Source organism: Nonomuraea sp. NPDC005983, assembly GCF_040614375.1.
Taxonomy (GTDB): domain Bacteria; phylum Actinomycetota; class Actinomycetes; order Streptosporangiales; family Streptosporangiaceae; genus Nonomuraea.
Genome location: NZ_JBEXUP010000090.1, coordinates 1 through 20292, shown reverse-complemented (window position 1 = coordinate 20292; position 20292 = coordinate 1). Strand labels below are relative to the sequence as shown.

Below are 20292 nucleotides of genomic sequence, written 5' to 3'. Positions count from 1 at the left end.
ACACCGCCCTGGGTGTCTCACCCCACACCTACCGCCGCACCTTCCGCACAGTGGACGCCGGGTAGTTCCAGCAGCATCCGGGCTCACACCTCAGCTCAGCGATACTCACGACGACGACACGGCAGACCGTGGTCTTGGCTCATCGAGTGGACGATGTCGAGGAGAAGCCGCATGACAGCCTTGCCCGACGACAGTTGGCTTCTCAGCATCCGCCCACAGCCTGCGTGTGTCACCGCGGAGGAGTACGACGCCCTTCCTGAGGAGATCGCCAAGGCCATCGAGATCGTCGATGGTTACGTGGCGTACTGCGCGGTCCCCACCCCTGACCACCAGACGGCGGGGCGACGGCTGGCCAACATGCTGGAGCGTCATGCCCGTACCGCGACGAGCCAGGGCCACGAGTGCCTCACCGTGAACAGCGACGTGGACCTCCGGCTCAGAGACGTGCCGCTACTCAACCGGCGTCCGGACGTCGTGCTCTACCGATGCCTGAACCGCGAGCGGGACGAACGGCTCAGGGCCGAACACGCCCTGCTGGTCGTGGAGATCGTGTCTCCCGGGTCGGAGACCCAGGACACGACCGACAAGCTCGGTGAGTACGCCAAGGCCGGTGTTCCGCACTACTGGATCGTCCGCCTCGACCGTACCGGCGTGTCGATCGTCGAACGTTACCGGTTGGATCGTGCATCAATGCTCTACAAGCACACAGGCACCTTCATGAAGGACGAATCCGGCGATGCTCCCAGTGTCGCCAATCCGATCCCCATCGTGATTGATTGGTCCGAACTGCAGTTCTGAGTCGGGCGGTCGGCCCCCGCGGCGGCACCGAGGCGCTCCTGCTCAACGGTGCGAAGAGAGGTCGGTGATGAGGCGGTCGGCGGCTATTTCGATGCGGCGTTGGATCTGGTCGTACGTGCGGCGCCCGCGGAGCATCTCCAGGAGCTCCTGCACCCACACGCTCGACAGGGAGCCCGCCAGGGCCAGTTGTTCGTCGGTCGCCTGGTCGCTGGTAAGGCCGTCGGCGGCGACGCGGAGCAGCAGGCCGGTCATGCGGTCGCCGAACGGGGTGTCGACCTCGGCCATGATGAGCGAGCGGATCAGTGCGTCGGCCAGTTCGGGCTCGCGCATCAGGCCGCGGGTGGCGCGCATCAGGACGTCGACCGCGCGCCCCGCCGGGGTGGACGCGCCGGGCGGGCGGCGTTCGATGCTGCTTTCGAGGAGGTCGATCTCTTCGCCGACGACGGCCACGACGAGGTCCATCTTCGACGGGAAGTACCGGTAGAGGGTGCCGAGCGCGACGCCTGCCCGCTCGGCCACCGTGCGCATCTGCATCGCTTCGACGCCGCCCCGCGAGGCGAGGGCCGCCGCGGCCTGGACGATGCGCTTGCGTCGCTGGTGCTGGCTACGCGTGCGGACGCTGTGACCGCCGGACGTTGGGTGGTTCTCCATGGTCCCCTCGGTGTCGCTGGGGAGCGCGGCGATCGTCGCCTGCGGGGTGCGCATGAGAACACGTTATCTGATTTCTCGAAAACTCGGCTTGTTACTCGTGAGTCACAAAGAAGCTGCATAGACCCATGTCTGATGCGTTAACGCCGTATATCGAGACTTGTTGCCGTGTGTGGGTGCTGGACACATATTAGAATCTGTTCTAGTTTGCGGAACGGTTGACCGAGCGCTTGCTGGAGGCGCGATGACCGTGGACACGCTCGCCGCCCTGCTGGCGGCCCGGGCCGACGACGACCGTCCCGGGCTGCTCTTCGAGGACCTCGCGTGGTCCTGGCGCGAGTACGTCGCGACCTGCCGCACCGCCGCCACCTGGCTCGACGCGCGCGCCCGTGCGCTGGAGCCCGAGCGCGTCCGCGGCGCGCCCGGGGCGACGCGCTTCGAGGCGGAGGGAGGCGTCGGGGGAGCTGCTGCACAGGCCCGCGCGGATGGGGGCGCGGCCGGCGGCGGTGGGGGGCGGCTGCATGTGGGGGTGTTGTGCGACAACGTCCCGGAGACGCTGTTCCTGCTCGGCGGCGCCGCGCTGAGCGGGCACGTGCTGGTGGCCCTGAACCCCACCCGGTCGCCCGACGAGCTGACCCGCGACGCGCGCGCCACGGACGTGGACCTGCTGCTCTGGGCCGACCCCTACGGCGCGACGGCCCGCCGGATCGCGGCGGCGCTGGAGGTCGACGCCACCCCCTTTCCCGCACTCGAACCGGGCGCGTCAGGCGCCGGTGCTCCGTGCGATGGGCGGGACCCAGGTGAGCTGGTCATGCTGATCTTCACGTCCGGCACCTCGGGACGCCCACGGGCGGTACGCGTCACGCAACGCAAGATCGCGCTCCCCGGCCTGAGCCTGTCGGCGCTGCTCACGCACGAGGACGTCCTCTACTGCACGATGCCGCTCTTCCACTCGGGCGCGATCATGGCGGCCTACGCCCCAGCCGTCGCTTCCGGGGCCGCGCTGGTGCTGCGCAGGAGGTTCTCGGCGTCCGGCCTGCTGCCTGACGTCAGGCGGTACGGCTGCACGTACCTGCACTACGTCGGCAAGGCCCTGTCGTACGTCCTGGCCACCCCCCAACGCCCGGACGACGCGCGCAACCCGCTCAGGATCGCCTTCGGCAACGAGGGCAGCAGCACGGCGATCAGGCGCTTCGGCGAGCGGTTCGGCTGCCGCGTGGTCGACGCGTTCGGCTCCACCGAGACCGCCGTCTCGATCACCCCGGACCCGGCGGCCCCGCCGGGCTCGCTGGGCAGGCTCCCGGACGGTGTCGAGATCCGCGACCCGGTCACGGGCGGCCGGTGCCCTCCGGCGATCGTCGAGGAGGGCCGCCTGGCCAACCCGGACGAGGCGATCGGTGAACTGGTCAACGTGGCCGGGCTGGGCCTGTTCGACGGCTACTACAACGACCCGGACGCGGACGCCGAGCGGATCAGGCACGGCGCCTTCTGGTCAGGTGACCTGGCCTACGCGGACGCGGACGGCTACGTCTTCTTCGCAGGCAGGGGCACGGAGCGCCTCCGCGTGGACGGCGAGAACCTCGCGGTGGCCCCCGTCGAGTCGGCGCTGCGCGAGTTCCCGGGCGTGGTGGAGGCCGCGGTCTACCCCGTCCCGGACGCCGCCGCAGGCGACCAGGTGATGGCCGCTCTCGTCCTGGACGCCCCCTTCGACCCCGCGTCCTTCGCCACCTTCCTGGCGTCCCGGACGGACCTCGGCCCCAAGGCCATACCCCGATATATCCGTATCGCGCGCGACCTTCCGCAGACCCCCTCCCACAAGGTCATCAAGCGCCTCCTCGCCAGGGAAGCCTGGCGCAGCCCCGACCCCACCTGGTGGCGTCCCGCGGCGACGGAGTTCCGGCGGCTGGACCGCGCGGCCGTCGAAGCCATCGAGGACGAGTTCGTCAAGCACGGCAGGCAACACCTCTTGGAGAGCTGAATGGACTTCAACCTGGACGAAACCCAGCAGGATCTGCGAACCCTGGCCGCGGACCTGCTCGCCAAGGAGGCCGCTCCCGAACGGCTGGAGGCGCACGAGAGGAGCGGCCTGCCGCTCGACCCGAAGCTGTGGCAGGCGCTCAGACAGGCGGGCCTGATGAGCGTGTGCCTGCCCGAGGAGTCGGGCGGCGCGGGCCTGGGGCCGGTGGAGATGGCGGTCGTACTGCGCGAGGTCGGCGCGCACGCGGCGCCCGTCCCGGCCCTGGGCACCCTGGTGAGCACGCTCGCCGCGCCACGGCAGGCCGACATCGGGGCGGTGGCGGTCAGGGAGCCGGGCAGGGCGCTGGCCGATCCGCCCGCCACCACGGCCGAACGGTCAGGAAGCGGCTGGACGCTGACCGGCCGCAAGAGCGGCGTCGCCTACGCGCGGGAGGCCGAGGTGCTGGTGACGGCCGACCAGGGCGTGTTCGCGGTCACCGCCCCCCAGGGGGTGGCGGAGCCGACCTCGACCGGCGAGCCCGCCGCCACGCTGGTGTTCGAGGCGACCCCGGCCGAGCGGGTGGCGGGCCCAGAGGGGGTGGACCGGCTCCGGCAGCTGTACACGGCGGGCGTGGCGGCGCAGGCGAGCGGCGTGCTGGCCGGAGCGCTCAAGCTGACCACCGAGTACATCAGGACCAGGAGGCAGTTCGACCGGGCGCTCGCCGAGTTCCAGGCGGTGACCATGCAGATCGCCGACGTCTACATCGCGGGCCGGGCTCTGGACGTGGCCGTGTGGTCCGGCGCCTGGCGGCTGGCCGCCGGCCTCCCCGCCGAGGAGGACCTGGCCGTGGCCGCCTTCCACGTCGGCGAGGCCGTCAAGGCGCTGTACACCTGCCAGCACCTGCACGGCGGGCTCGGCCTGGACGTGAGCTACCCCCTGCACCGCTACTTCGCCCACGCCAAGCACCTGAACCACCTGCTCGGCGGCGCCGACGCCCAGCTCGACCTGATCGGAGCGCTCGTCTGATGCTCATCGACCTGACCCCTGACCAGCGCAGGCTCCGCGACGAGCTGCGCGAGTACTTCCAGCAGTGCCTCACGGACGAGGACCGCGCCAAGATCGCCGAGGACCCGTTCGGCGAGGCGTACATGGAGCACTGCCGCAGGCTCGGCCGCGACGGCAAGCTCGGGCTCGGCTGGCCCGAGGAGTACGGCGGCGGCGGGTACGGCCCGTTGGAGCAGCAGATCTTCGCCAACGAGATCGCCAGGGCCGGGGTGCCGTACCCGATCATCACGGTGCAGACCGTGGGCCCCACCCTGATGCAGTACGGCACGCGGGAGCAGAAGGACCTGTTCCTGCCCCGCATCCTGGCGGGCGAGTGCCACTTCGCGATCGGCTACAGCGAGCCGGAGGCCGGCACCGACCTGGCCTCGCTCAGGACGTCCGCGGTGCTCGACGGCGACCACTACGTCGTCAACGGCCAGAAGATCTTCACCAGCGGCGCGCACTACGCCCAGTACATCTGGCTGGCCGCGCGCACCAACCCGGCGGCGAAGAAGCACAAGGGCATCACCATGATGATCGCCTCCACGGACGATCCCGGCTTCTCCTGGACGCCGATCGTCACCATGGACGGCCGGCACCACACCAATTCCACCTACTACACCGACGTCCGGGTCCCGGTGAACATGGTGGTCGGCGAGGTGGACAGGGGCTGGGACCTGATCGTCAACCAGCTCAACCACGAGCGCGTCACGCTCGGCCCCGCCGGCAACCTGGGCCAGACCTACGACCGCTTCCTGGCCTGGGCCCGCCGCTCCGGGCTGGCGGACGAGCCGGACGTGCGGCGCGCGCTGGGCAGGGTGCGGGTCTTCTTCCGCACGAACGAACTGCTGAACTGGCAGGTCGCCGCGAACATGGACCTCGGCTGGCTGGGCGCGCCCGACGCGTCCGCCACCAAGATCTACGGCTCCGAGCGCATGCAGGAGATCGGCAGGATCGTCGGGGACGTCCTGGCCCGCTACGGCGACCCGTCCGACCCGGCCACGGCCGAGTTCATCGAGCGCACCGACCACGCCGCCAAGGGCGCGGTGGTGCTGACCTTCGGCGGCGGGGTCAACGAGGTGCAGCGCGAGCTGATCGCGATGCTCGGCCTGAGCCTGCCGAGGCCGCCCCGATGAGCGAGAGCGAGCTGCGGGAGCTGGCGGCGAAGCAGATGGCGCTCGGCGAGGTGCGAGGGTCTCCGGCCGTCGACCCGGTGAACGCGCCCATGATCAGGCACTGGCTGGACGCGATGGGCGACGCCAACCCGTCCTACCTGGACCGGGGCGTCGCCCCGCCCGCGATGATCCAGGTCTGGACCATGCAGGGGCTTCACCCGGGCGCCAAGGACGGCTCCCCGGTGGACGACCTGTTGGCGGCGCTCAACGGCCACGGCTACACGGGCGTGGTGGCGACCAACTGCGAGCAGACCTACCACCGCCAGGTGCGGCTGGGCGAGCGGCTCACCCCCGCCACCAGGTTCACCGACCTGGCGGGCCCCAAGCGGACCGCGCTGGGCGTCGGCTACTTCGCCACCTGGAACGTCACCTGGTACGACGAGGCGGACGAGCCGGTCGCCGAGATGCTGTTCCGCGTCCTGAAGTTCCGTCCACCGGAGAGGCGGCCGGCATACCCGCTGCAGCCCGCCGTCAACGCCGACACCGCGTTCTTCTGGGACGGCGTCCGCCAGGGCGAGCTGCGCATCCAGAGCTGCGCCGACTGCGGCGAGCTGCGCCACCCGCCGGGCCCGCTCTGCCCGGCGTGCCGCTCGACCAGCAGGAGCCACGTCGTGGCGGCAGGGGAGGGGACGCTCTACAGCTACGTCGTCCACCACCACCCGCCGGTGCCGGGACGCGAGACGCCGTTCGCGGTGGCCGTGGTGGAACTGCCGGAAGGAGTACGGATCGTGGGCAACGTCGTCGACTGCCCGACGGACGAGATCACCATCGGAATGCCGTTGCGCGTGACGTACCGCGCGATGGACGACGAACTGACCCTGCCCATGTGGGCACCACGGGAGCCGTGATGCGGACACTGACAGAAGACCAGGTCGAGGTCGGCCTGGCACTGCCCGGGCTGTCGATCGAGCTGACGCCCACCGTGGTGGTCTCCACCGCGCTCGCCACGATGGACTTCACCCCGGTGCACCACGACGTCGAAGGCGCCCGGGCGCAGGGCTCCAAGGACATCTTCCTCAACATCCTGACCACCATGGGCCTCGTGCAGCGCTACGTCACCGACTGGACCGGCCCCGAGGCGGTCGTCAAGCGGATCGACCTCAAGCTGGGCGTCCCGGCGTACGCGGGCGACCGGCTGAGCTTCGACGGCACGATCGTCGCGCACGACTCGGGCGCGTTCACGGCCGAGGTGCGCGGCAAGGTCAGCCTCGGCGACCACGCCACCGGCAAGGTCGTCTTCACCCTCCCCACCGCCTGAAGGAGCTGTGCGTTGAAGAACGAGGCCGCCATCGCGGGCATCGGGGCCACCGAGTTCAGCAAGCAGTCCGGACGGTCGGAGCTGCGGCTGGCCGCCGAGGCGGTGTTCGCGGCGCTCGACGACGCCGGGCTGTCACCGTCGGACGTCGACGGGATGGTCACCTACACCCAGGACAGCAACCAGGAGATCGCCGTCGCCAGGGAGGTGGGCGCGGGCGAGCTCACCTTCTTCTCCCGCGTGGAGTACGGAGGCGGCGCGGCGTGCGGCACGGTGGCGCACGCCGCGATGGCCGTCGCCACCGGGATGGCGTCCACCGTGGTCTGCTACCGGGCGTTCAACGAGCGCTCCGGGCGCAGGTTCGGGCAGCCGAACGCCCGGCTCGGGGGCGAGCCGACGTCCCAGGGGCTGGAGATGAGCTGGCACGTGCCGTACGGGCTGATGACGCCCGCCGCGTGGGTGGCCATGTTCGCCCAGCGGTACCTGCACGCCTTCGGGGCGACGTCCGAGGACTTCGGACGGGTCGCGGTGGCGATGCGGCGGCACGCGGCCACGAACCCGGCCGCCTGGTTCTACCAGCGGCCGATCACGCTGGAGGAGCACCAGGAGTCCAGGTGGATCGTGGAGCCGCTGCGGCTGCTCGACTGCTGCCAGGAGAGCGACGGGGCCGTGGCCCTGGTCGTGACCTCCGCGGAGCGGGCGCGCGACCTGCGGCGATCGCCCGCGGTCGTCACGGCCGCGGCGCAGGGGGCGGGGGCGGGGCAGATGATGATGACCAGCTACTACCGCGATGACATGACCGGTCTGCCGGAGATGTCGGTGGTGGGCAGGCGGTTGTGGGAGATGTCGGGGCTGGCTCCGGAGGACGTCCAGACCGCGATCCTCTACGACCACTTCACCCCGTTCGTGCTGGTCCAGCTGGAGGAGCTCGGCTTCTGCGGCCGGGGAGAGGCCGCCGGCTACATCCGTGACGGCGGCATCGAGCTGGGCGGCAGGCTGCCCGTGAACCCGCACGGCGGGCAGCTCGGCGAGGCGTACATCCACGGCATGAACGGCATCGCGGAGGCGGTGCGGCAGATCAGGGGCACGTCCGCGAACCAGGTGCCGGGCGTGCGCAACGTACTGGTCACCGCGGGGACGGGGGTGCCGACCAGCGGGCTGATCCTGTCGGCGGGCTGACCGTTCCGGGTGATCAGTGGATGGGGACCGAGAAGAACACGATCATCGCGATCGCCACGCACACCAGGAACCCGGCCACCTCCCACGCCCAGTCGTGGTGCCGCTCCTCGCGCCAGCGCTTCGCCGGCCCCTTCCTGGCGACGCGCGCCCGATTGGGGCCGGGCCGCAGCTCGGCGCCGAGGACGGGCTCGGGTTCGGGTTCGGGCTCGGGTTCGGCGGCCGGTTCCGTCAGCGGCATCCGGTAGACCGGCTCGCGTCGCTGTGGCCGGGGCGTGAACAGGCTCGCCTCAGGTGCCTGGGGCGCGAGGACGTCCCCGATCGCGGGCTGAGGCTGGGTGATGGGCTCGTCGTCGAGGACGTCCGCCGGGAGGGGAGCCGCCGGCGTCGAGCCCTCGGCCGGGTCAGCCGGCGCTCCCCACGGAGCGAGGTCGGTCTGTGGAGGGGAGGCCGGGGCTCCGAACGGTGCGAAGTCCGTCTGTGGAGGGGAGGCCGGGGCTCCGAACGGTGCGAAGTCCGCCCCCGAGGGGGTCGCGGGGCGGAAGAGGCTGGGGGCGGGGGCGCTGGGGAGTTTCGGCATCGGGGCGGTGGTCGCCTCGTGCGCGGGGGTCCGCGACGGCGCCGGCGGGGTCAGCAGGTCCGTCGGGAAGATGCCCGTGGTGGTCGCCGGGTCGGTGTCCACCGGCGGCAGCGGCCACGTCGGCGGCCCCGGCCACAGCGGCTTGACGAACATCGGCGCCACGCGTCCCTTGGCGGGCGCCTGGGCGGAGTGCGGGTCGGCGAACCGGGCGCGCAGCGTGGCGGGCGGCGTGGGCCACGACAGGCGGCCGAGCACGTCCCGCAGCGGCGCCACCCCCAGCGCGCCGTAGACGTCCGCCATCGGCTTGGGCATGCGGACGCCGATGACGGCCGCCAGCGACGAGTCGAGCACCTGCCGGTAGCGGCGCGTGGCGCCGGTCGCCAGCTCATCGGCCGTGTCGGGCGCGACGTCGAGCACCCGGGCCAGCTCGGCCCTGTCCAGCCCGCACACCTCGCCGAGCAGCAGCACCTCGCGATGGTGCGGGCGCAGCTCGCGCAGCGCCCGCTCCACCAGCGCGGAGGCGGGGTCCACGAGTGGATCGACGCGAGGAGGCGCGTAGACGACGTCCCGGCGGAGGATCGCGCGGCGGGCGTACGCGTACAGCGCGGCGCGCGGCGGCGGCGTGGCGGGGACGGCGGCGAGGACGGCCACCAGCACGTCGGCCGCGGAGCCTGGGTCGCCGAGCTGGTCGGCGCAGTACGCGAACAGCCCGGCGGCGTGCCGGTCGTAGAGCTCTGCGATCAGCTCGGCGCGCGGACGCTGACCGGTGAGCGGATGGGTCACGGGCCGATTCCTCTAGCTGTCAAAGCGGGTGCGGGGGGTAAGGGGAAGACAACGGAAGGTCGTGGAGCAATCATGCCAACTCACCCAGGTCCGGCGCACTATTTGCGGGGCAATTCCCGAGATTGATCCAGGTCAGGTGAAGCGCTTAAGGGCAGGGCGGGGGAACATGCAGCTCAGGATCGCCGTAGTCTTGTGGGCCAAATAGATCATGCGGCGGTCGTGGCAGGGGGGCTGCGGCCCTGCCACGATGCGAGAGGTCGCGCGTGATCACATTTGACGCAGTCACCAAACGCTATCCAGACGGAACGGTCGCCGTGGACCACCTCAGCCTCGAGGCGCCCACGGGTGAGATCACCGTGTTCGTCGGCCCTTCTGGCTGCGGGAAGACGACGTCCCTGCGAATGATCAACCGGATGATCGACGCCTCGGAAGGGCGGATCCTGCTCGACGGCGAGCCCGTCCAGGGCATCGATCCGCCGACGCTGCGGCGCGGCATCGGGTACGTCATCCAGCAGGCGGGTCTGTTCCCCCACCGGAAGATCATCGACAATGTCGCGACCGTGCCCCACCTGCTCGGCTGGGACAAGAAGAAGGCCCGCGACCGGGCCATGGAGCTGCTCGAACGCGTCGGGCTCGACACGGCGTTCGCCGAGCGGTACCCCTTCCAGCTCTCCGGCGGCCAGCAGCAGCGCGTCGGCGTGGCCAGGGCGCTGGCGGCCGACCCGCCGGTGCTGCTCATGGACGAGCCGTTCAGCGCGGTCGACCCGATCGTCCGCACCAGCCTTCAGGACGAGCTGCTCAGGCTCCAGTCGGAGCTGAACAAGACCATCGTCTTCGTCACCCACGACATCGACGAGGCGATCAAGCTCGGCGACCGCGTGGCGGTCCTGCGGGTGGGCGGCAAGCTGGCGCAGCTGGCCGACCCCAAGACGTTGCTGTCGGAGCCCGCCGACGACTTCGTCCGCGAGTTCCTCGGCCACGACAGGGGCATCCGCCGGCTGCAGTTCGTCTCCACCGACGGGCTGCGCCTGCGCACGGACCTGACCACCCCCGAGGGCTCCACGGGCAGCCCGGACGAGCCGTGGCTGCTGGTCGTCACCCCCGACGACCGGCCGCTCGGCTGGATCTCCAGGGAGCGCCCCGACGAGCTGGAGCCGTACGGGACGTTCGTCCTCGGCCGGGACTCCATGCGCTCAGCGCTCGACTCGGCGCTGCTGTCGCCGTCGGGCTGCGCGGTGGCGGTCGACGGCGACGGCAAGGTCGTGGGGGTCGCCACCCGGGAGGCGCTGGACGAGGCGCTGGCGGAGGCGGCCGATGGCTGACGGACCTCCCACACTCTGGGAGTGGATCGCGCGCAACTGGGACACCGGGCGGGTCGACAGCATCAAGAACCTGCTCGGCGACCACCTGGTGATGTCGCTGGTGCCGATCGCGGTCGGGCTGGTGCTGGCGCTGCCGCTGGGGCTGGCCAGCGTCCGCTGGCGGTGGCTCTACCAGCCGACGGCCGGGGTGTTCAACATCATCTACGCGCTGCCCTCGCTGCCCGTCTTCATGTTGCTGATCTCGGTCACCGGCCTGTCGAAGATCACCGTGATCATCCCGCTGACCTTCTACGCGATCGCCGTGCTGATCCCCGCGGTCGTCGACGGGCTCGGCTCGGTGCCCGACCACGTGCGCCAGTCGGCGGTCGCGATGGGCTTCACGCCGCTGCGCCGCCTGGTCCAGGTCGAGCTGCCGATCGCGACGCCGGTCGTGCTGGCCGGGCTGCGGGTGGTCGCGGTGTCGAGCATCAGCCTGGTCAGCGTCGGCGCGCTGATCGGCCAGGGCGGGCTCGGCATGCTGTTCACCAGGGCGTACCAGAACCCGTTCCTGCCGCCGGTGGTCGTCGGCATCGTGCTGATCGTGGCGCTCGCGTTGCTCGCCGACGGCCTGCTGGTGCTGGCGCAGCGGCTGCTCACGCCGTGGGTGCGGGCAAGGAGGGCGACGTGACCTGGCTGATCGACTTCTTCGGGACCGCGGCGCACTGGTCAGGCCCCGACGGCATCCCGGCCCGGCTGCTGGAGCACCTGCAGTTCTCGGCGCTGGCGCTGGCGGTGGCCATGGTGATCGCGGTTCCGCTCGGGCTGCTGATCGGGCACACCGGCAGGGGCGGGCTGGGCGTGGTCGTCACGGCCAACCTGGCCAGGGCGCTGCCGACGCTGGGCCTGCTGGTGCTGTTCGTGCTGCTGCTCGGCACCGCCTCGATCCTGCCGGTGATCATCCCGCTCGTGCTGCTGGCCGTGCCGCCGATCCTGGTGAACACGTTCGAGGGGATCAGGGGCGTCGATCCCGAGCTGCGTGACGCCGCGTACGGGATGGGCCTGACCGGCGGGCAGGTGCTCGGCCGGGTGCTGGTCCCCGTGGCGCTGCCGCTGATCCTGCTCGGGCTGCGGCTGTCGGCCATCCAGGTGGTCGCGACCACGACCGTCGCGGCCTACACCGGGCTGGGCGGTCTCGGACGCTACGTCATCGACGGTTTCGCGACGAAGGATTACGCGAGCGTCGTTGGTGGTTCGGTACTGATTGTGCTGTTTGCGCTGGTTGTGCAGATCGTGTTCACGCTGGTCCAGCGGGTGACGATCTCTCCGGGGGTGAGCCGGCGAGTTAAGGTCCGATAATCTCCCGTATTACCCCCCGTTTAGAAGGGAAATCTGATGAAACGCATCTTCGGCACCGCGGCACTCCTCCTGTCCGCGACGCTGGCCTTGACCGCATGCGGTGGCGGAAGCAGCAGCGGCGGCGGCAACCCGCTCGACACCACGAGCGCGGCGCCCAGCGGCTCGGCCTCCGCCGCGGGCGGGGGGAAGGCCGTCATCGGCTCGTTCGACTTCGACGAGAGCGTGCTGCTCGGCTCCATCTACGCGCAGGCCCTGGAGGCCAAGGGCGTCCAGGTCGAGGAGAAGCCCCGCATCGGCAGCCGCGAGGTCGTCTACGACCAGGTCAAGAGCGGCGGCCTGACGGTGGTGCCCGAGTACAACGGCAACCTGCTCGCCTTCGTCGACCTGGAGAACAAGGCCGCGACCACCGACGAGGTCAACGCCGCGCTGAAGGAGAAGCTGCCGGCCGAGCTTGAGGTCCTCGACTCCTCGCCCGCCGAGGACAAGGACTCCCTGTCGATCACCAAGGACGCCCAGGCCAAGGGCTCGCTCAACTCCGTGGAAGACCTGGCCAAGGTGTCGAAGACGATGACCGTCGGCGGCCCCCCCGAGTTCAAGAAGCGCTGGGAGGCCCGCTTCAAGGAGGTCTACGGCCTGGAGTTCAAGCAGTGGAAGCCCACCGGGCCCACCACCGCGGACGCCATCAAGGACGGCACGATCCAGGTCGGCAACGTGTTCACCACCGACCCCAAGATGACGGCCAACAACCTGGTGGCCCTGCAGGACCCGAAGAACATCTTCCCCGCTCAGAACGTGACGCCGCTGGTCAACAAGGCCGGCGCCAACGACACGATCAGGACGACGCTGAACGCGGTCTCGGCCAAGCTCTCGACGCAGTCGCTGCTCGACATGATGCAGAAGATCTCCGTCAACAAGGACGAGCCCGCCACGGTGGCCAAGGAATGGCTGACCTCGAACGGCCTCGGCTGACCCGCCCCGTGAGGGCTCCCCTCCCCTGGGAGCCCTCACGGTGAGCGAGTTCACCGAGGCGATGGCCCAACTCGCCGCCGGCGTGGCGGTGGTGACCGTGCAGGACGGGCGCGACGACCTGGGGGCCACGGTGTCGGCCCTGATGTCCGTCTCGCTGGAGCCGCCCCTGGTGCTGGTCAGCCTGACCAGCAGCGGCTACCTCTGCGAGGTGCTCCTCAGGCAGGACCGGTGGGCGGCCTCGCTGCTGTCGTCCGGGCAGGCGGCCATCGCGAGCCGGTTCGCCGCGGCGGGCCGTCCCAGCGCCCGTCACCTGGTGGCGGGTGTCGAGCATCGGCGCGGCCCGCACACCGGCGCCCTGGTGGTCGAGGGCGGGGTGGCCGCGCTCGAAGCGGAGACCACCCGGGTCGTCCCGGCGGGCGACCACACCCTGTTCCTCGCCCGCGTCCTGGACGTCTGCTACGTCAACGCGTCGCTGCACCCCCTGGTGCGGCTGCGCGGGCGCTACCGGCCGATGGGCTCCTGAGCCTCAGCGGATGGTGTACCAGCCGGGCAGCGAGAGCGGGCCGCCGGCGGGCAGGCCGAGCTCGGCCGACAGGCGGGCCAGCGGGCCCCAGGCGTCCAGCCTGACCCTCGCCAGCGCCGCCGCCTTGTCCTCGCTCGACTCAGGGCCACGCAGGCGCTCCAGCGGGTTGAGCCGCGGGTAGGAGCGGACGGGCGCGTCGTCGGCCAGACCCGCTCGCTTCCTGGCCAGGCCCAGGGCGTCGTCCAGGCCGCCCAGCTCGTCCACCAGGCCGCCCGACAGCGCGTCGGCGCCGGTCCAGACCCTGCCTCGGGCCAGCTCGTGGGCGCGGTCGCGGGTGAGCTCGCGGCACTGCGCCACCTTGCCCACGAAGTCGTCGTAGATGCGGTCGAGCCAGGCGTTCACCCGCTCCCACTGCTCGGGGGAGAAGGCGCGGGTGGTGGAGAACATGCCCGCGTTGGCGCCCTCGGCCACCTGCTCGGAGGTGATGCCGATCCGCTCCAGCAGCTCCGACAGCACCGGCTTGCCGCCGAAGACGCCGATCGAGCCCGTCAGCGTGCCCGGCTGGGCGACGATCACGTCCGCCGCCATGGAGACGAAGTAGCCGCCCGACGCCGCCACGTCCCCCATCGACACGATCACCGGCTTGACCCTGCGTGTCAGGACGACCTCGCGCCAGACCGTGTCGGAGGCCACGTACGAGCCGCCGGGGCTGTCGACCCGGAAGACGACCGCCTTGACGTGCTCGTCGCGCCTGGCCGCGCGCAGGGCGGCGCTGACCGTGTCGGAGCCCATCGCGCCGCTACCGCCGAGGGGGCTGCGCCCGCTGCGGCCGGTCCTGATCTGGCCCGTGCCGTGGATCAGCGCGAGGCCGTCGGCCGTCGGGTTGGGCAGCTTCCGCACCGCGGCCGCCCTGGCGTACCTCGACACGAAGAGCAGCTGCGCCTCGCCACCCGCCGCCTGCTTGACCTCGTCGTACACCTCGTCGCGGTAGGCCAGCCCGTCGACCAGCCCGGCCTCCAGCGCCTCCGCGCCGATGAACGGCCCGCGGTCGATCAGCTCGCGGACCTTGGCCGGGTCGAGCCTGCGCCCGTCGGCGATGCCCGCGACGAGCTGCTCGGTGACCGACTCGACGATGCGGGTCGTCGACTCGCGGTGCGCCTCGGTCATGTGGTCCTGGGTGAAGGTGTTGGCCGCGGTCTTGTACTCGTGCCGCTGGCCCATCTCGTACCCGACGCCCAGCTTGGTCAGGGCGTTCTTGACGAAGCGCTGCTCCACCGCCACGCCCGTCAGCCCCACGTCGCCGCTCGGCTGCAGGTAGACCCGCTCGAACGCGCTGGCCAGGTAGTACGGGACGGTGCCGCTGCCGAACTCGCCGAACGTCTCGCCGAAGGCGACCGTCAGCTTGCCCGAGGCGCGGAAACGGCTCACGGCCTCGCGCAGCTCCTGCACCATGGCCAGGCCGAGCGGGTTGCCGCCGATCTTCACGATCAGCGCCTTGACCCTGGAGTCCTGACGTGCCCGCCTGAGCCCGGACAGCACGTCCGACAGGCGGGTCTTGCGCATGGACAGCACGGCGGCGAGCGGGTCGGTCGGCGGCCCCTCCGTGAGCCCCTCGGTCAGATCGAGTTCCAGCACCAGCGGGGCGGTGCGCCGCTGGCGAAGCCTGTCGACGGTTTCGAAGATCGCCTTGCCTGCGTCCATAGAAGCCACCCTAAGCGGCGGAAGTAGGTCATGGGCTTGCAACTCATGCCGAAAGGGTCAGCGTTTGGCGGTGAGGGTCTGGGCCGCCTTCTTCAGCGCCGCGCTCTTCGAGGCGGAGCTGAGCCGCACCTTCTCGGCGGCCTTCAGGGCGGACGTGCCGTTCACCCCGTTCGCCCAGTTCAGCCACCCCACGAGCAGCGCGCCGTCGAGCTGCTCCCGGCCCGTCCCGGACGCCCTGAGCACCCGGTACGCCTTGCCCAGGCTGGACGCCTTGGTCAGCTCGGGGAAGACCCCGCTGCCCTTCTGCACCAGCTGGAGGTAGCAGACCAGCGTGGCGTCCGGGATCGTCCCGCTGCTGCGGTGGATCTCCACCGCCCACTGCTTGGCCGTCAGGCGCTTGCCCGCCGAGCCGCGCGTGCAGACCTGGGCGGCCGGCTTCGCGGTGACGGTCACCGTCACGGTGACGGTCGGCAGCGGCACCGGCGTCGGGTCCGGCTGCTGGACACCGTCGCCGTCGCCGTCGCCGTCGCCGTCGTCCTCGCCGTCGCCCGAGGACGGGCCGGGCGACGGCGAGGGGCCGCTGCTGCCGGTCGGGTCGGGCACCGGGGGCACGGAGGGGCTCTGGGAGACCGACGGCTGCGGCGAGGCACCCGTCAGCGCGGCCAGCACGTCCAGCCGCGGGGTCGTCACCGCGGCGCCGTTGGCCTGGTAGACGTACGGCCTGCCGGACGTCTTCAGCTTCTCGACCAGCTCGCTCATCGGGGTCTGCGGCGACTGCGCCTTCAGCAGCGCCAGCGCGCCCGCCACGTGCGGCGCGGCCATCGAGGTGCCGCTGTGCACGGCCATCTGGTTGTCGGGCACCGACGAGTCGATGTCCACGCCCGGCGCGAACAGGTCCAGCACCGCGCCGCGGTTGGAGAAGTCGGCGATGCGGTCGTCGCCGTCGTTCGCGCCCACCGCCACCGCCGACGAGACACACGCGGGGAACGAGGCGCCCTCGAAGTACTCGTTGCCGGCGGCCACCACCGTCGCGACGCCCTTGCTCAGCAGGTCGTCGATCTTCGGCTTGAACGCCAGGCCCTCTTCGGTGTCGTCGCAGTACCCCTCGGACGGCATGCCGCCCAGGCTCAGGTTCACCGCGGCGATGGGCTGCGTCCCGGCCAGCCCGGCGATGTGGTCCATGGCCAGCCGCAGCGACGACTCGAACGCGAGCACGCAGGACGGCTCGCCGCAGACGTCCTCGTCGTCGACCCGGCTGAACACCTGCACCGCGATGATCCCGGCGCCCGGCGCGACGCCGCCGGTGCCCGCGGCGATGCCCGCGACGTGGGTGCCGTGCTCGCACATGTTGACCCCGCCCGCCATGCACTTGGGCGTGGTGGCGTCGGCCGCGCCCGCGCCGACCTGCGTGGCCTGCCCGTTCGGGCAGAGCGACTGCACGCCCTGGTCCACGGCGGAGAAGCAGGCCTCGGCCACGATCCGGCCGCCGAGGAACGGGTGGTCGCGGTCGATCCCGGTGTCGAGCACGGCCACCGCCTGGCCGCTGCCGGTGAACCCCTGCGCGTGCGCCTGGTCGGCGCCGATGAGCTGGAGGTTGGACACCTGCGTCGGGGGGTAGGCGCGGTCACGGTGGATCGAGGCGACTGCGGGGTTGTCCGCCAGCGAGGCCAGCTCCTCGGCCGTGCCCTCCACGACCATGAACGGCTGGTTCTCCGGGCGGAGCAGGACGTCCACGCCGGAGGCCGCGGGGTCGTCCGGCGCGGGGCCGGTCAGCTCGACGATGGCCCGCACGGGGCCGTCGTCGACGGCCAGGCCCTCCTCCAGCTTGGCCGTCGCGGACGCGCTGGGCGAGGGGGTCGGCTCGGCGGCGAACGCCGGGGCCGCGGGCAGCAGGGCGAGCACGATCGAGCACACGATCAGGGGGCGAAGTCGCACGCACGTCCTCCGAGGTGATGATCTCGGAGTTTATGGTCATTTATCGGACACGCACAGAGCCCCAGGCCGGTTTCTCACCGAATATTCAGCCTTGCCGGTAGAGCCACACCGCCCCGAGCGGCGGCACCCGCATGGTCGTCGAGTGCGGCAGCCCGTGCCAGGGCTCCTCGACCGCCTCGACCGCGCCGCTGTTGCCCACGCCGCCGCCCCAGTAGTCGTAGGCGTCCGTGTTGATCACTTCCATCCACCGGCCGCCGTACGGGAGGCCGAGCCGGTACTCCTCGTGCGGCGCGCCGCTGAAGTTCACCACGCACGCCAGGGCCGACCCGTCAGTCGCGTACCGGACGAACGAGAACGTGTTGCCCGGCGCGTCGTCGGCGTCGATCCACCGGAACCCCTCGGGCCGCGCGTCCTGCTCCCACAGCGCCGGGGTGTCGCGGTAGAGCGCGTTCAGGTCGCGGACCAGCCGCTGGACCCCCTTGTGCCCGTCGAACTCCAGCACCCACCAGTCGAGCCCGCGCTCCTCCGACCACTCCGAGCCCTGGCCGAACTCGCCGCCCATGAACAGCAACTGCTTGCCCGGATGCGCCCACATGAACGCGAGCAACGCCCTGAGCTGCGCGAAACGCTGCCACTCGTCGCCCGGCATCTTGCCCATCAGCGAGCCCTTGCCGTGCACCACCTCGTCGTGCGACAGCGGCAGGACGTAGTTCTCCGAGTAGGCGTACAGCAGCGAGAACGTCATCTGATGGTGGTGGTACTGGCGGAAGATCGGCTCGTGCCGCAGGTAGGCGAGCGTGTCGTGCATCCAGCCCATGTTCCACTTGAAGCCGAAGCCCAGCCCGCCCAGGTGCACCGGACGCGACACCCCCGGCCACGCCGTCGACTCCTCGGCCACGGTCGAGATGCCGGGACCCTCCCGGTAGCTGACCGCGTTCAGCTCCTTGAGGAACTCCACCGCGTCGAGGTTCTCCCTGCCCCCGTACACGTTCGGTGTCCACTCGCCCTCGCGCCGCGAGTAGTCGAGGTAGAGCATCGAGGCCACCGCGTCCACCCGCAGGCCGTCGACGTGGAACTCCTTCAGCCAGAACAGCGCGTTCGCGACCAGGAAGTTCCGCACCTCCCTGCGCCCGTAGTCGAACACGTACGTGCCCCAGTCGGGGTGCTCGCCCCGCGCCGGGTCGGCGTGCTCGTACAGCGGGGTGCCGTCGAAGCGTGCCAGCGCCCAGTCGTCCATCGGGAAGTGCGCCGGCACCCAGTCGAGCAGGACGCCCACGCCGCTCTGGTGCAGCCGGTCGACCAGGTGGCGGAACTCGTCGGGCGAGCCGAAACGGGCCGTCGGGGCGTAGTAGGAGGTCACCTGGTACCCCCACGAGCCGCCGAACGGGTGCTCGGCCACCGGCAGCAGCTCCACGTGCGTGAACCCCATGTCGAGGACGTACTCGGTGAGCTGCTCCGCCAGCTCCAGGTACGACAGGCCGGGACGCCACGAGCCCAGGTGGACCTCGTAGATGCTCATCGGGCCCTGCTGCGGGTCGCGCTCGCCGCGAGCGGCCAGCCACCCCTCGTCGCCCCAGGCGTAGGACGAGTCCTCGATCACGGACGCGGTCTGCGGCGGCACCTCGGTCCGCCTGGCCATCGGATCGGCCTTGTCGCGCCACACCCCGTCGGCCCCCAGGACCTGGAACTTGTACCGCTCCCCAGCGCCCAGACCCGGGATGAACAGCTCCCAGACGCCCGAACGGCCCAGCGAGCGCATCGGGTAGGCGGTGCCGTCCCAGTGGTTGAAGTCGCCGACGACCCTGATGCCGCGCGCGTTGGGCGCCCAGACGGCGAACGCCGTGCCGTGGACGTCCTGGTGCTCCATCACGCGCGCCCCGAGGGCCTCCCACAGCCGCTCGTGGCGGCCCTCGCCGATGAGGTGCAGGTCGATCTCGCCCAGCGTGGGCCAGTGGCGGTACGGGTCGCCCGTCGTGTACGGCTCGGCGCCCGCGTACTCGACGCTCAGCGTGTAGTCGGGGACCTTGTCGAGCCCCTGGACCGTCACCTCGAAGACCCCGTGCGCCACGTGCTTCATGTCGTGTGCGGTGCCGTCGTCCAGCACCACCCGGACCCGTTCGGCCATCGGGCGCAGCGCTCGGAACCTCACGCCGCCGGAGACGGAGTGCGCTCCGAGAATCGAGTGCGGATCGTGGTGCGCCCCGCCCGCGAGGCGGTCGAGCTCTGTCCTCATCGGCATATCCCAACATTGCCCTACGACGACCGTCCAACCCAGGCACTGCCCGCTTTCACCGCGACAATCACCAAAAGTGCGAAATAGCGGGTTTATCGCGGCAGGGTGCCAGGCCAGAGACCTGATCTTTTCCCTGCCCCCGGGAGGCCATGCTGACGGGCCGCTCGCCCACGCCGAATCTTTAACAGGTCAGGGCAGGGGCGTCGGCCGCTGCGCGACCGCGGGGCGGATCCGGTACGAGTCGCCGTCGGTGGGCGGGCCGGCGTGGCCGGCGACGATGATGAAGAGCGCGAGGGCGAGTCGGAGGAACACGGCACCACTCCTTGGCCGGTGGACTCATCGTGGGCGATCGCTTACGTAGAGTAGCGGCGAACGGTCTGGGCGACGTCCGAACGCGAATACGTGTGGCTTTCAGGGCCCGGGAAGAGCGACGGCGAGGTCGTCCAGGGGGATGGTGCCGCCCGCCTCGATCGCGGCGGCGAGGGCCGTTTCACCCAGCGACGATCGCACGGCGACGGTGACGCGGTCGACGTCGCCGCGTTCGGCCTGGGGGAGCGGGACCCCCACCGACTCCCTCAGGGCGGCGGCCCTGCCGAGCAGGAGGGCGGCCTCCTGGTGACGGTCCTGAAGCGCCCGCGCTCCGGCGAGCCCCTCGAGGGCGAGCGCGATCGCGCGAGGGTCGCCGACCTTGCGGGCCGTCGCCAGGCTCTCCAGGTGGAGGTCCTGCGCCGCGCCGGCGTCTCCGCGCTGCTCGGCGACGAAGCCCAGCTCCGCCAGGATGAGGGCGGCGCCCGGGTCGCCGGCGACGTCCCGCACCCAGCCGAGCCAGTCGCGCAGGCGCCGCTCGGCCTCGTCCAG

General features: G+C 71.3%; 19 protein-coding genes. 12 read left to right on the top strand and 7 right to left on the bottom strand.

Annotation, left to right across the window (positions count from 1 at the left end; genetic code table 11):
- Positions 1-171 precede the first annotated feature (171 nt).
- Positions 172-798: a Uma2 family endonuclease gene (locus tag ABZ297_RS31500; RefSeq protein ID WP_355353584.1), complete on the top strand. Its 627-nt coding sequence runs from the start codon at positions 172-174 to the stop codon at positions 796-798.
- Between the two features lie 42 nt (positions 799-840).
- Here the strand turns inward: ABZ297_RS31500 and ABZ297_RS31495 are convergent, their stop codons facing one another.
- Positions 841-1449: a TetR family transcriptional regulator gene (locus ABZ297_RS31495; RefSeq protein ID WP_355353634.1), complete on the bottom strand. Its 609-nt coding sequence runs from the start codon at positions 1447-1449 to the stop codon at positions 841-843.
- Positions 1450-1690: 241 nt separating this feature from the next.
- Between ABZ297_RS31495 and ABZ297_RS31490 the strand changes: the two genes are divergently transcribed.
- The 6 genes from ABZ297_RS31490 to ABZ297_RS31465 are packed head-to-tail and all read left to right on the top strand — an operon-like array spanning position 1691 to position 8056.
- Positions 1691-3424: an AMP-binding protein gene (locus ABZ297_RS31490; RefSeq protein WP_355353581.1), complete on the top strand. Its 1734-nt coding sequence runs from the start codon at positions 1691-1693 to the stop codon at positions 3422-3424.
- The gene (locus ABZ297_RS31485) at positions 3425-4429 is read left to right on the top strand and encodes an acyl-CoA dehydrogenase family protein (protein ID WP_355353578.1); all 1005 of its coding nucleotides are present in this window, start codon (positions 3425-3427) and stop codon (positions 4427-4429) included.
- Positions 4429-5583, top strand: coding sequence for an acyl-CoA dehydrogenase family protein (locus tag ABZ297_RS31480; RefSeq protein ID WP_355353575.1), 1155 nt, complete (start codon positions 4429-4431; stop codon positions 5581-5583). Before ABZ297_RS31485 ends, ABZ297_RS31480 begins: the two co-directional genes overlap by 1 nt.
- A complete protein-coding gene (locus ABZ297_RS31475) occupies positions 5580-6470 on the top strand; it encodes a bifunctional MaoC family dehydratase N-terminal/OB-fold nucleic acid binding domain-containing protein (protein WP_355353572.1) in 891 nt (296 codons plus the stop codon). Before ABZ297_RS31480 ends, ABZ297_RS31475 begins: the two co-directional genes overlap by 4 nt.
- Positions 6470-6880 carry a MaoC/PaaZ C-terminal domain-containing protein gene (locus ABZ297_RS31470; RefSeq protein ID WP_355353569.1) on the top strand — a complete coding sequence of 137 codons (411 nt, stop codon included), beginning with the start codon at positions 6470-6472 and terminating at the stop codon, positions 6878-6880. Before ABZ297_RS31475 ends, ABZ297_RS31470 begins: the two co-directional genes overlap by 1 nt.
- A gap of 12 nt (positions 6881-6892) precedes the next feature.
- Complete coding sequence (locus tag ABZ297_RS31465) at positions 6893-8056, top strand: lipid-transfer protein (RefSeq protein WP_355353566.1); 1164 nt, start codon at positions 6893-6895, stop codon at positions 8054-8056.
- Between the two features lie 13 nt (positions 8057-8069).
- On the opposite strand, the gene ABZ297_RS31460 is transcribed toward ABZ297_RS31465, so the two are convergent.
- Positions 8070-9416, bottom strand: coding sequence for a hypothetical protein (locus ABZ297_RS31460; RefSeq protein ID WP_355353563.1), 1347 nt, complete (start codon positions 9414-9416; stop codon positions 8070-8072).
- 263 nt (positions 9417-9679) lie between these two features.
- On the opposite strand from ABZ297_RS31460, the gene ABZ297_RS31455 reads away from it, so the two are divergent.
- Genes ABZ297_RS31455 through ABZ297_RS31435 form a run of 5 tightly spaced genes read left to right on the top strand, consistent with a single transcriptional unit; the run spans position 9680 to position 13565 of the window.
- On the top strand, positions 9680-10738 hold the full coding sequence (locus ABZ297_RS31455; protein ID WP_355353560.1) for an ATP-binding cassette domain-containing protein: 1059 nt from the start codon (positions 9680-9682) through the stop codon (positions 10736-10738).
- Positions 10731-11405, top strand: a complete 675-nt coding sequence (locus ABZ297_RS31450; RefSeq protein WP_350808357.1) for an ABC transporter permease — start codon at positions 10731-10733, stop codon at positions 11403-11405. Before ABZ297_RS31455 ends, ABZ297_RS31450 begins: the two co-directional genes overlap by 8 nt.
- Complete coding sequence (locus tag ABZ297_RS31445) at positions 11402-12073, top strand: ABC transporter permease subunit (RefSeq protein ID WP_355353556.1); 672 nt, start codon at positions 11402-11404, stop codon at positions 12071-12073. Before ABZ297_RS31450 ends, ABZ297_RS31445 begins: the two co-directional genes overlap by 4 nt.
- A 36-nt stretch (positions 12074-12109) precedes the next feature.
- Positions 12110-13042: an ABC transporter substrate-binding protein gene (locus ABZ297_RS31440; RefSeq protein ID WP_355353553.1), complete on the top strand. Its 933-nt coding sequence runs from the start codon at positions 12110-12112 to the stop codon at positions 13040-13042.
- Positions 13043-13082: 40 nt separating this feature from the next.
- Positions 13083-13565, top strand: a complete 483-nt coding sequence (locus ABZ297_RS31435) for a flavin reductase family protein (RefSeq protein WP_350808360.1) — start codon at positions 13083-13085, stop codon at positions 13563-13565.
- Positions 13566-13568: 3 nt separating this feature from the next.
- Here ABZ297_RS31435 and sppA read toward each other — a convergent pair whose 3' ends face one another.
- The 5 genes from sppA to ABZ297_RS31410 form a co-directional block, all read right to left on the bottom strand.
- Positions 13569-15266 carry a signal peptide peptidase SppA gene (gene sppA, locus ABZ297_RS31430; RefSeq protein WP_355353550.1) on the bottom strand — a complete coding sequence of 566 codons (1698 nt, stop codon included), beginning with the start codon at positions 15264-15266 and terminating at the stop codon, positions 13569-13571.
- 57 nt (positions 15267-15323) lie between these two features.
- Positions 15324-17201, bottom strand: a complete 1878-nt coding sequence (locus tag ABZ297_RS31425; RefSeq protein ID WP_355353547.1) for a S8 family serine peptidase — start codon at positions 17199-17201, stop codon at positions 15324-15326.
- A gap of 85 nt (positions 17202-17286) precedes the next feature.
- Positions 17287-19434: a 1,4-alpha-glucan branching protein GlgB gene (glgB, locus tag ABZ297_RS31420; RefSeq protein ID WP_355353544.1), complete on the bottom strand. Its 2148-nt coding sequence runs from the start codon at positions 19432-19434 to the stop codon at positions 17287-17289.
- A gap of 189 nt (positions 19435-19623) precedes the next feature.
- Positions 19624-19746 (bottom strand): hypothetical protein, encoded by a 123-nt coding sequence (locus tag ABZ297_RS31415; protein ID WP_355353541.1) that lies wholly within the window; start codon positions 19744-19746, stop codon positions 19624-19626.
- Between the two features lie 99 nt (positions 19747-19845).
- On the bottom strand, positions 19846-20292 hold a 447-nt coding region (locus ABZ297_RS31410), incomplete at its 5' end, for a tetratricopeptide repeat protein (RefSeq protein WP_355353538.1).

What these genes read in the sequence shown, in the direction of transcription:
- ABZ297_RS31500 (WP_355353584.1), top strand. Translation starts at nt 172, where the DNA reads ATGACAGCCTTGCCCGACGACAGTTGGCTTCTCAGCATCCGCCCACAG.
- ABZ297_RS31495 (WP_355353634.1), bottom strand. Translation starts at nt 1,449, where the DNA reads ATGGAGAACCACCCAACGTCCGGCGGTCACAGCGTCCGCACGCGTAGC.
- ABZ297_RS31490 (WP_355353581.1), top strand. Translation starts at nt 1,691, where the DNA reads ATGACCGTGGACACGCTCGCCGCCCTGCTGGCGGCCCGGGCCGACGAC.
- ABZ297_RS31485 (WP_355353578.1), top strand. Translation starts at nt 3,425, where the DNA reads ATGGACTTCAACCTGGACGAAACCCAGCAGGATCTGCGAACCCTGGCC.
- ABZ297_RS31480 (WP_355353575.1), top strand. Translation starts at nt 4,429, where the DNA reads ATGCTCATCGACCTGACCCCTGACCAGCGCAGGCTCCGCGACGAGCTG.
- ABZ297_RS31475 (WP_355353572.1), top strand. Translation starts at nt 5,580, where the DNA reads ATGAGCGAGAGCGAGCTGCGGGAGCTGGCGGCGAAGCAGATGGCGCTC.
- ABZ297_RS31470 (WP_355353569.1), top strand. Translation starts at nt 6,470, where the DNA reads ATGCGGACACTGACAGAAGACCAGGTCGAGGTCGGCCTGGCACTGCCC.
- ABZ297_RS31450 (WP_350808357.1), top strand. Translation starts at nt 10,731, where the DNA reads ATGGCTGACGGACCTCCCACACTCTGGGAGTGGATCGCGCGCAACTGG.
- ABZ297_RS31440 (WP_355353553.1), top strand. Translation starts at nt 12,110, where the DNA reads ATGAAACGCATCTTCGGCACCGCGGCACTCCTCCTGTCCGCGACGCTG.
- sppA (WP_355353550.1), bottom strand. Translation starts at nt 15,266, where the DNA reads ATGGACGCAGGCAAGGCGATCTTCGAAACCGTCGACAGGCTTCGCCAG.
- glgB (WP_355353544.1), bottom strand. Translation starts at nt 19,434, where the DNA reads ATGAGGACAGAGCTCGACCGCCTCGCGGGCGGGGCGCACCACGATCCG.